A 10,680-nucleotide genomic window follows, 5' to 3' on the forward strand; every position below is an offset into this window, starting at 1 on the left:
GTAGCGGCATGTTGTTCGATGCGCTGTACTAGGGTTGGGGTGGGAATGCTTCGACTGGAGGACTGAATCTGCCCGTGACTGGCAGACTGGCATTTACACCTTCATCCTGAATCCATCAGGGCTTGACGTTGGCAGTATGTCGCTTGTCCTGCAAAGCAATTTATGTAGTCCGCTCGATAGCGCAAATGCGAATCAGTAAGTTGTCGGTGAGGCATTAGTCGTATCACTTTGAGGCGCAAGCCAGAAGAGAGAAAGTTATGTCCAACACCCTGCAATCGCAGCGAATTGCAATGACAGATCTTGGGGGTTCGCAGCCGCTCATCGCGGCATGGTTGCTCTGCGTCCTCATTTTCTCGGCACTGGGCCACGCATTAGCGGGGGTTCTGCCGCCTGCGCCGGGCCAGAGCGCGACACTATTGGCGGATGGCCGCTGGCTGCTGCTGGGCGGCGAGGGGGAGGGAACGGCCAGGGCACTGGTTCTGGAGCCGGGTGGTCAGCAGCCAAAGCCTCTGCCCTCTGGACCGCGCAGGCCACGCAGCCACCACACCGCGACGGTGTTGCCGGACGGCCGGGTGCTGGTGCTGGGCGGCTTCGGGCCAGACGGCAATATTGTGCGGGAGGCGGAGCTGTTCGATCCGGCCACGCAGGCCTTCAGCGCCTTGGACGAGCTTGGTCTCATTCCCCGCGCCCGCCATACCGCGACAGTGCTGATGGACGGCACGGTGCTGATTGCGGGCGGCGTATCGGAGCAGGGCACACCGGTCGCGCAAGCCGAACTGTGGGATCCGGCCAGCCGCCAGCCCTTGAGCGTGCATGCGCAACTGGCCATCCCGCGCGCTGGCCACAGCGCACAATTGCTGGCCAATGAGCCCATCTTGTTGTCCGGTGGCCGCGACGGCGCGGGTCAGGCCGTGACCTCGCCCGAACTGTATTTCCCGCAGCAACAGCGCTTCGGCCTGCCCGATGCGGCGTCAGGCGCCTGGCTGGCGCCTGCCTGGAACACGGAGGCCCCGAAGGTGCAGGAATCTGTGCCGGCGGAGAATGCGGTGGACGTGCCGATCCAGGCGAGGCTGGCGGTGCGCTTCTCCAGGCCGCTGGCGGTGACGAGCCTCACTGCGAAGACGGTGACCCTCCTCGGTCCAAGCGGCTCGGTGGCGGTCAACGTGGTGCCTGTCGAGGGCGGTCGGCTGCTGTTCGTCACGCCGCAGACGGACTTGCGCCCGGGTGCGCGCTATACGTTATTCCTCAGCGCAGCGGCGGACGAGGCGGGGGTACCGTTGCCGTTCACGGCCATCGGCTTCACCGCCCAGAGTCTGCGCGGCTCGAGCGCGGCAGGGGCGGGATCAGTGGCCGGTGCTGCGACGACTCCCGCACCGGTAGCTCAGATGGGAGCCCAGATGGCAGCCCAGACCCGCCAAGCCGCAATGCCGGCGGCGACCCCAGCGCAGACGACGCCGCCTGGTGTCGTCAAGGCGGTGGCGGGTGTGGCGTTCCCCGAGCTTTGGATCCCGGGCCCGACGCATCTGCGCGGCAATTGGCAAGTCAAACAACCCACTTCGCCGCTGCAGCAGTTGCCGCCGCTGGCCGCGCCACCTGGCACGACAGCATTGGCCGGCCAGGTTCTGCTGATGAATGGCGAGGCGGCGGTGGGCGTGACGCTCAAGCTTGGCGCGCAGACGGCACGCACGGACACGTCCGGCCGCTTCCTGCTGCAGGGGCTGAGTGCGGGCGCCAGGACGCTGGTCATCGACGGGGCCACCGCCAATCAGCCCGGCCGGAGCTATGGCTACTTTGAGGCCTTGGTGATGCTGGAGGCGGACAAGACCAACGTCCTGCCCTACACCAGTTGGATGCCGCGCATCGATACCACGCATCGGGTCAAGATCGATGCGCCCACGACCAGCGAAGTGGTCATCACCACCCCGCACATTCCGGGGCTGGAGGTGCGCATCCCGCCCGGGACGGTACTGCGCGATCGAAGCGGCAAGGTGATCAACGAGCTGTCGATTACGCCGGTGCCGGTGGATCGGTCGCCGTTCCCGTTACCGAACCGCTATGTGCCGGTCTATTTCACGCTGCAGCCGGGCGGTGCGCATCTCGAGGGCGTAGATGCGGCCAGCGCACAAGGGGCTCGGGTCATCTATCCAAATTATCACAACGGAAAACCGGGCAGCGTGCTGGATTTCTGGAACTATGATCCAGGGGAGAAGGGGTGGTATGTCTATGGCCAGGGCAGGATCAGCGCGGACGGCCAGCAGATCGTGCCCAATTCCGGGGTGGCAATCTATGAGCTGACGGGCGCGATGATTTCGCTGCCCAGCAATGCACCACCCAAGGGGCCGCCGCCGGGTGGCTGCCCCAGGGGTAAGGGAGGGGGTACCGGTGGGACGCCGGCGCCAGCGGCGCCGCCGGGACCCGGGCCAGACCCGGATCCGGACTGCCCGGACAGCGGATCTCCGCCCGGCCCGGGAACGCCGCCTAGCCCGAGTGGGCCAGGCGGAAAGGGTGGGCCGCCGAGGGCCATCGGGTGCGCTGGCGACCCGGTGGATTGCTATACGGGCCTGTTCCTGCATACCCGGACGGACCTGGCGGTGGCAGGCACGGTGCCGGTCCAAATCACCCGGACCTATCGCCAGCAGGACAACGTCTCACGGGCCTTTGGGATCGGGACAAGCCATCCATACGACATCTTCACCATCGGGGATATGAATCCCTACACCTATCAGGACCTGATCCTGCCGGACGGAGGGCGCATCCACTTCGTGCGCACCTCGCCCGGGACGGGCTGGACTGATGCGGTCTACACGCATACCTCGAGCCCGACTGAGTTCTACGGAGCCGTAATCAGCTGGGTTAGCGGCAAGTGGAAGTTGAAGATGCGCGATGGCCGGGTCATGTACTTCTATGACTGTGCGGGTTGCTCCAATAGCCGCGGCGCCGCGCTGCGGGAGTTCTACGACCGGCTCGGCAACAAGCTGACCCTGACCCGGGATGCCAATGCCAATCTGACACAGATCCTCAATCCGGATGGCCGCTACATCAATCTGAGCTACGACAACGCCAATCGCGTGACCCAGGCGACCGATAACATTGGCCGCACGGTTGCCTATCAGTATGATGCCGGCGGGCGCCTGGCGCAGGTGACCGATCCGGACGGGGGGGTTGAGCAGTACACCTACGACGCCGCAAACAACCTGCTCACGGTCAGGAAGCCTGGCGGGCAGCTGATGGTCACCAACCAGTACGATGCCAACCACCGCGTCAGCCAACAGACGCTTGCCGATGGTGGAATCTATCAGTTTGCCTACACGCTAGACGCCAATGGCAACGCCACTCAGACCGATGTGACCGACCCGCGCGGCAACGTGCGCCGACTGGTCTTCAACAGCAGCGGTTATATCACCAGCGTCACCAACGCGCTGGGCAAACCGGAGGCGCAGACTGCCACCTTCGAGCGGCAGACTGGCACGAACCTGCTGCTCTCGGTGACTGACGCCTTGGGGCGCAAGACCGCCTACACCTACGATAGTGCGGGCAATCCCACCAGCATCACCCAGTTGGCGGGCACGGCACAGGCGGTGACCGAGACGTACACGTATGAGCCGCTCTACAACCAGGTCACCTCGTACACTGACGGCCTCGGCCATGCCAGCACGTTCACCTACGACAGCGCGGGCAACCGGGTGTCGGCCAAGGACGCGCTCGGCAATGCGTCCACCTTCAGCTACAACCCGTCAGGACAGGCAACCAGCGCGACCGATGCGCTGGGCCACGCCACGACGTTCAGCTATGCAGAGGGCGATCTGGCAGCGATCACGGATCCACTCGGGCGCACCGTCAACCGCTACACCGACGGTGTGGGCCGGCTGCTGTCCGTAGCCGATCCGCTGGGCAACCTGACGCGTATGGAGTATAACGGCCGAGGGTGGCCGACGCGCCTGATTAACCCGCTGGGCAACACAATAATCCTGGCTTACGATGCCAACGGTAACCTGACCAGCCTGACCGATGCGCGCGGCGGCCAGACGAGCTTTAGCTACGATGCCAAGGACCGGCTTATCAGCAAGACTGATCCGCTGCAGCTCGTCGAGCACTACAGCTACGATGGCGCGGACAACCTGATCCGGCTCACCGATCGCAACGGCAAGATCGCCACCTTTACGTATGATGGGCTAAATCGACGCGCCGCGGCAGCCTACGGCCATACACTAGTGGGCGGCAATCCTTCCTCTCCGGATGCGACTGCCACCTACACGTTCGATGCGGGCAACCGGCTCACGCAGCTGGCCGACAGCGCCGGCGGCTCCCTCACGCGCAGCTATGACGGCCTGGACCGGCTTACGGGCGAGACCACCCCGCAGGGGAGCGTCAGCTACGGCTACGATGCGGCGGGCCGGCGCACCAGCTTCCAAGTGGCAGGGCAAGCGGCAATCAGCTATGCCTACGACAATGCGAACCGGGTGACTGGGATCACGCAGGGCAGCGCCCAAGTGGGCTTCACCTATGATGCCGCGAGCCGGCGGAGTACGCTGACGCTGCCCAATGGCGTGGTGGGCACCTACAGCTACGACATTGCGGACCAGCTCACCGGGATCAGCTACGCCAATGGCGGGACCTCGCTGGGTAACCTGACCTATGCCTACGATGCGGCCGGGCGGCGCATCCAGATGGGCGGCAGCCTAGCCAGCATGGTGCTGCCCGCGGCGATGAGCGGGGCGACCTACGACGCAGCGAACCGGCTGACCAGCTGGGCGGGCGCGACTCTCACCTACGATGCCAACGGCAACCTCACGAGCGACGGCGGCCTGACCTACAGCTGGGATTCGCGCAACCGGCTCAGCGCGCTCAGCGGCGGGGCGACGGCCAGCTTCACCTATGATGGTCTGGGGCGGCGCAGCGCCAAGACGGTGGGGGGCAGTGCCACCAGCTTTGCCTATGATGGGCTAAACGTGGTGCAGGAGCTCGCCGGCGGCACGCCAACCGCGAACCTGCTGACCGGGTTGGGGATCGATGAGACCTTCACTCGAACCGACAGCACACAGGGCACGCGCAACTTCGTTTCCGATGCGTTGGGTAGCACGCTGGCGCTGACCGATAGTGCCGGCGTGATCAAGACAAGTTACGCATACGAGCCATATGGAGCAGTTACTGCGAGCGGCGAGAGCAGTCCCAACGCGTTCCATTACACGGGCCGGGAGAACGATGGCACAGGGCTCTACTACTACCGCGCACGGTATTACCATCCGGTGTTCGGCAGATTCGTTTCCGAGGATCCGATAGGGTTCGCTGGTGGGACTAATCTTTACAAGTATGTGCATGGAAATCCAATCAATTTCTCAGATCCGACCGGCTTGCGCGTCTCAATAATGTACCGCCCTCTTGCCGGAGGAGCCTGGGCGGTCTGGTATCACACTGCGGTCAACGTGAATGGCGAGATATATGGATTCCATCCGGATGGGGTTCGGCAGGAAAGCCCGTCTGATTATGATGGATGGGGTGCGCATGAAAGGGTCATTTACGCTGACGACAGCCATGATTCGCAAATTCTAGATTTTTTGAGAGACGCGTCAGCTGGCGGAAACAAAATGTTTAATTCACGCACATATAATTCCTGGAGCAATAATTGCTTTGATTTTGCGCGACACGCGATGGGGGCGGGAAGATAGTGAATAAAGTGCATCCACGTGATTATATGCTCACCTTAATCATAGCTGCCGTGCTGTATGTATGGCCTGAGTTGGCTTTTTCCGCAGCGAGCGATGGTGACGTCAACAAATTAAATCTCCATCTATTTTCGAACGACACGGAGTTTGTCCTAGATGTGAAATCCGGAGAGCATGGTTCTCGGGAAATATCCCAATTGCAAAGAGAATTATTTGGCCGTTCTTTTCCAGTTCATATATCTGGAAGCGAGGTGTTCGTGGGGAATGCGGAATCGAATTCGCTAATTTCGGGAAATCTGGAGACAGGGAAAATTTCGACAATACATGAATTCCCAAAGAACCTCCTAATTGGCGTGGTGGGCGGCGCTAATGCCCAAGACGTCTGGGTGAGCACAATTGATAGAAGCCAACCGCGAAGGCGGTTGATTTGGAAGGTTAATAGAAATAGTGGTACTCGCCGCGAAGAGGCAACCACCAATTCCGAGTACTTTGCCCGCGATTGCGGGATGCTGGCATACGTTGGAAAAGATAGCCATCTCTGGTTAGCAAGAGATGATGGCTCGGCCAGTATGCTGGCAAATAGAGGTGGTTTACCGGTATTTCTACCAAATTGCAGTGGGATCTTATATGTTGAGCCGTTTGCATTCGGTAGGCGCTTGATGTTATATTCGTTTGTTAGTAAGAGATCTTCTATAGTCGACCGATCGTTGCTAGGGGACTATTCATACCCTATCAGAGTATCCGGAAGCTCGGAACTAGCCGCAATCAAGTATAAAAGTGACATCTTCAGTCAGCCTGTGCGCGTAATTAGGATATCTGACGGAAAAGAGTTGCGATCCTTCTCCGAGCACGCAACGAAAGACTGGTTCTTTTGGAGATAGGTTAGCTTGCATTTTTTTAATTAATACTGAGATGGGGCCACGCACGCGGGATTCGAAGACGGCAACTGCCGGTTGCTAGTCGACTGCGCGTGCGAGAAACCAGTCCGTAGGGCCCGTCCTCCAACAGTCGCGAAACAGGCCGCCAGGCTGAATACCCATGGGCAGCGCCTTGGCCGGACATTTCTACTTAGCCAGAAGCGGACATTACAACTTAGCCGCTAGAACCCGGAGCAGTTGCTGCGAGCGGCGAGAGCAGTCCCAATGCGTTCCATTACACGGGTCGGGAGAACGATGGCACAGGGCTCTACTACTAGCGGGCCCGCTATTACCAACCGGCCCTCGGATGGTTCATTACAGAGGATCCTATCGGGCTTGCAGGCGGACTAAACACATATGCGTACGTCGATGGGGATCCAATTAACAATATTGATCCAACCGGCTTAGCCAAATCACCAGTCTTTACATGTGTAAATTGTGGAGCGAAACATCGCTTGAACATCAATCCTTCGAGGCCGAGCTTGCACGAGGCCTGGAACATGTCGGCGGGTGGCGCGTCGAAAGCCTCGCTGAAGCGCACGCGCCCCGAATGGTCGGCCACCGGCGTGGCCAGCCTAGCCCTGCGCTGCACCAGCGGCAAGCCACGCAGGTCGCGCCCCTCCCAATAAGGCAGGTCGAACGCGAAGAAGACGATGGCGTCGTTTCCGCGGCCGTCGATGGCGTTCTGCAACGCATTGAAATCCGGCATGCCATCGCGCAGGACCACGATCTCGCCATCCAGCCACCCTTGCGAGATATCGAGCTTTTCGATCTCGGATGCCAGCGAACTCAGCTTGTGGGTCCAGTCGTGACCATTGCGGGTGAACAGCGTTACCCTGGCATCGTCGATCCGCGCCAGGATGCGATAGCCGTCGAACTTGGTTCCGATGATCCAGCCGGTGCCGGTGGGAAGCGTTGGTGACAGCGTGGCCAGCTGGGGGTCGAGCTTGGCCGGGAGCGGGGCGCACGGCGCGCGCTTGACTGCGCTGGCAGGGTCCTCGGCAAGGAGAGTGACCGGTTCGTTCGGGTCCTAATCCGCCGGCACGCAAGTGGTTCGCGCAGTCCGGCATCCGGCCGCAGTCATTCCGCCGTTCGTCAAGCGCACCTACCGGTTCGGCCCGCCGCCAGAGTTCGCCGGCCCGGACGGGCGTTTTGCCACCTACTGGATGTATGCAGCCCAGGATCTCACTACCGCGTTGTGGGAGTCCGGATTCTGCACCAACGACATGACGCAGCCCGGCACATTCTATATCCCGCCGGGCATTACCGAGACCGGTCTGATCGCGACCTTCACGCTCAAGGCTGACATTCAGGTTCTGGATCTCGATGGGACCGTGCTCAGCAAGCTGGGCATCTACGACCAGATCCACGGCGAGCATGCGTGGTGCCAGTGGTTCGGGTTGCGGATGCTCGAACTGCTGGCAGGCTTTCGCGGAGACACCGCGCCAGTCGGATTTCGGTATCCGTCGCGCAAGCACAGGAGCCACCTGGCACTGGCGGTCCAGTCCGCCTCACTGGAGACATGGCGCCGCTTGGTCGATGTGCAGGTGACGCCGTTCGCCGGCATGCCGGAGTTCGCGGCGTTGCGCTCGGATTCGCTCTACGCGGAGCCGTTGGCGGGCGGATTTTCGGTGGGCTAAAGCCGCGTGCACCGGCGAGGTGGCTCTGTCGCACATGCCGACGCGACTGGCCGGCGCAGAGCATCGGTTTGGTGCTGCGGCGCATCGCGAGTTTTGCTCCCTCGGCGTCGCGCTTTCCGTAGAGGCCAAAGCAGTGAAGCCTTGCGAATTGAGCTCCGTTCTAAACCTCCCTTGACTTTGGCCGATATAGAGGATGCTGAATTAGCTCGCATAGTCCTCTATTGACAGGAGAATTCCTTGAAGCACGCAGTGATACTTGCGACGCTCGCCCTGGCTTGTGCCGGTGCGCAAGCGGCGTCCGGCAAGCTGAAGATTGATGTCGATTCGCCCGGTTTCGTATCGGGCAGCAGGATCATCGAATTCGAGAACGGTGTTCCCCAGACGATTGTCTTTACGCAACCCTCTGCAGAGACGTTTGACGCTCGATGCTCGGCATTGGGCTTGGTTTCTGCCAGTGGAGAGGTACCGACGAAAGTCACGTTGACCGTCGTCGCCACGAAATTCGATGATGGTGAAATTGAAGTCCAGACGAAGGTCCTGGCCAGCAAGGCTGGCCCTGCCAAGGAACAACTTGTCTCAGTCAAGGGGGACAAAGCACGATGCCCGTCGGTGCGAGGCGAAGAATCGATCATCACTTCACTCGTGGGAAGAGAGGGCACGGAAATTCTTCGGGCCGCTAGCTTTGACAACCTTGAGCTCGCGGTGCGGCTGACCGCTCAGTAGCTACCGAGTCACCGGAAAAGGGTTGCTATCTGATAGCTACCAGATAGTAAGAGCCGGTAATTAGGAGCTGACCGCGACGGCGAAGATCGGCAAAGAGGGTGATTGATGATTCAGAATCTGAAGAAAAACACAACCGAGTTCGCCGAGAAGAGGCGAAGGTTTGACGCCGTACACGTGGTGCTCGGCGCGCTGGCCTTGGGGCTGCTGCTGTCCTTGGTGAAGCAGCAACTCGATACCCAAGCGGCCGATGCCAGGGCAGCGCGTTATGCACGGGTGGCGATGTGGGCGATGAGCGAGCGCGATCGCGACATACAACGGGTATGGGACCGCACGAACGACATCGTGCGTGAAATGGCCGTGTATCTGGACCCCGAGGACGCAGCGGCGTTCAAGGACCGACTTCCACTGCCACGCATTCCAGGCACCCAGGCGAAGCCTCCGGTTTCGCCCACTGTCGACGTAAGCGCCGTACTGGAAGTGCGCGACCTGCTGGATGCATGGCGCAAGCAGGCGCTGTGAGCGTGCTGTAGAGCCCCGTACAAGAAGTCGCCCCCCAGAGGGCCAGACCGGCGCTCAGGCGCCCCGCACCGTCCAGGAGCCGAAGTATTGCCAACAGGGAAAGAAAACATGCCGCGCCTTGCTCCATCTGTTGATTCCCGGCCGCAGGACGCGCCAGGTTTCAATCGACTTCAGCATGTTTGCCTGCTTTGGGTGGATTATCTCCGCGCAGCGGACGAGACCGAGAAGCAAGCGCTACTCTATGAAGCCGTCAGCCACTTGGTTCTCTTCGGGCCGCGTGGTGATGAAGGAGAGGAAGTGTTCACGCAGGTGTGGCAGGCGCATTAAGCGCCGCGAGCATGGGCGCGTGTACATTGAGACCGGCGCTGGTCGCAATACGGCGGTCGCAATGGACGACGGGCGGTTCGGACTGTTTAAAGTGCTGTAGTGCTCCACCCCCGCGGGCGGTTTCGGTTCGTCGGTGTGCCTACGTGGGATTGCGCGACGCTCGCACACGATGGGACGACTTACCACTGCCCTAGCTGCGGGTAGTCACCGTGAAGTGTTAGCGAAAAGCAGTCGTGGAAACGCCACAAGACGTACTGTCTGGACAACGGCGGTCGCTATGCTTCTGACGCCGGGGGAAGGTCGTAGACGCGCGGAGGCACAAATGAAGTACACCCGCCATGCAGGTAGACCATCCCTAAGAGGGGCGTTTTTTTTAGAAAGGCACGTCGCCGTCCGTTGATGAATCGGCTGGGCCCCGCGGCATGTCATGGGCGCCGCCTAACTTCTCTGCAGCGGCGACAGCCCTTGCTTTCATGTCCGCGATGTCTTTGGAAAGTGCGAACATCGAGACTGGCACTTCGGGCGCATAGAGTCGCCCAATCAGCTCGAAATCCAAGTCCGTCAGCGCTTGTGACATGACGAGAACAAGCGCGCAGGCGTACGCCAGATCCTGTCGGTCCGGCAACGACGGGGAACCGTCTTCGACGGCCTGCAGGTAAGTCGAGATTGTAGCTTCGGCCTCGAGAAACTGCTCGGCCCATGATTCATCGTCAGCGTCCTTGAGGGCTGTCGCAAGGCAGGCGTGCAATGCATCCTGACTCTTTTGAACGAAATCTCGCTCGGTAAGCTTTCTCATCGGGTCATGCTCGTTTAAGGTCCCTCCAATATGATGTCACGACTTTTCCGATGGGGCGTTTTCTACTGCATTGTTGGAATGGGCTGAGGCAGTCG

Annotated in this window: 6 protein-coding genes and 2 pseudogenes; 6 read left to right on the forward strand and 2 right to left on the reverse strand. The window is 60.9% G+C overall.

Annotated elements, in window-relative coordinates:
- Positions 1 to 257 precede the first annotated feature (257 nt).
- Positions 258 to 5,666 (forward strand): RHS repeat-associated core domain-containing protein, encoded by a 5,409-nt coding sequence (locus ACOCMH_RS14320; protein WP_427308981.1) that lies wholly within the window; start codon positions 258 to 260, stop codon positions 5,664 to 5,666.
- Between the two features lie 1,204 nt (positions 5,667 to 6,870).
- A pseudogene (locus tag ACOCMH_RS14325) lies at positions 6,871 to 7,209 on the forward strand (RHS repeat-associated core domain-containing protein); the annotation flags it as partial.
- On the opposite strand, the pseudogene ligD reads toward ACOCMH_RS14325, so the two are convergent.
- Positions 7,092 to 7,514: pseudogene (gene ligD, locus ACOCMH_RS14330) on the reverse strand (DNA ligase D); the annotation flags it as partial. The pseudogenes ACOCMH_RS14325 and ligD overlap by 118 nt on opposite strands.
- Positions 7,515 to 7,629: 115 nt before the next feature.
- On the opposite strand from ligD, the gene ACOCMH_RS14335 reads away from it, so the two are divergent.
- From ACOCMH_RS14335 to ACOCMH_RS14350, 4 genes are all read left to right on the forward strand, one after another.
- Positions 7,630 to 8,220, forward strand: a complete 591-nt coding sequence (locus ACOCMH_RS14335) for an RES domain-containing protein (protein WP_427308982.1) — start codon at positions 7,630 to 7,632, stop codon at positions 8,218 to 8,220.
- Between the two features lie 237 nt (positions 8,221 to 8,457).
- Positions 8,458 to 8,943: a hypothetical protein gene (locus tag ACOCMH_RS14340; RefSeq protein WP_427308983.1), complete on the forward strand. Its 486-nt coding sequence runs from the start codon at positions 8,458 to 8,460 to the stop codon at positions 8,941 to 8,943.
- Between the two features lie 105 nt (positions 8,944 to 9,048).
- On the forward strand, positions 9,049 to 9,462 hold the full coding sequence (locus tag ACOCMH_RS14345) for a hypothetical protein (RefSeq protein ID WP_427308984.1): 414 nt from the start codon (positions 9,049 to 9,051) through the stop codon (positions 9,460 to 9,462).
- A 108-nt stretch (positions 9,463 to 9,570) separates the two neighbouring features.
- Positions 9,571 to 9,789: a hypothetical protein gene (locus ACOCMH_RS14350; protein ID WP_427308985.1), complete on the forward strand. Its 219-nt coding sequence runs from the start codon at positions 9,571 to 9,573 to the stop codon at positions 9,787 to 9,789.
- A 373-nt stretch (positions 9,790 to 10,162) separates the two neighbouring features.
- Here ACOCMH_RS14350 and ACOCMH_RS14355 read toward each other — a convergent pair whose 3' ends face one another.
- The gene (locus ACOCMH_RS14355; RefSeq protein ID WP_427308986.1) at positions 10,163 to 10,585 is read right to left on the reverse strand and encodes a hypothetical protein; all 423 of its coding nucleotides are present in this window, start codon (positions 10,583 to 10,585) and stop codon (positions 10,163 to 10,165) included.
- Between the last annotated feature and the right edge of the window lie 95 nt (positions 10,586 to 10,680).

This window comes from Cupriavidus sp. H39 (genome assembly GCF_050271075.1).
Lineage (GTDB): Bacteria > Pseudomonadota > Gammaproteobacteria > Burkholderiales > Burkholderiaceae > Cupriavidus > Cupriavidus necator_B.

Coding starts and splice junctions, on each gene's coding strand:
- ACOCMH_RS14320 (WP_427308981.1), top strand. CDS start 258: ATGTCCAACACCCTGCAATCGCAGCGAATTGCAATGACAGATCTTGGG.
- ACOCMH_RS14350 (WP_427308985.1), top strand. CDS start 9,571: ATGCCGCGCCTTGCTCCATCTGTTGATTCCCGGCCGCAGGACGCGCCA.
- ACOCMH_RS14345 (WP_427308984.1), top strand. CDS start 9,049: ATGATTCAGAATCTGAAGAAAAACACAACCGAGTTCGCCGAGAAGAGG.
- ACOCMH_RS14355 (WP_427308986.1), bottom strand. CDS start 10,585: ATGAGAAAGCTTACCGAGCGAGATTTCGTTCAAAAGAGTCAGGATGCA.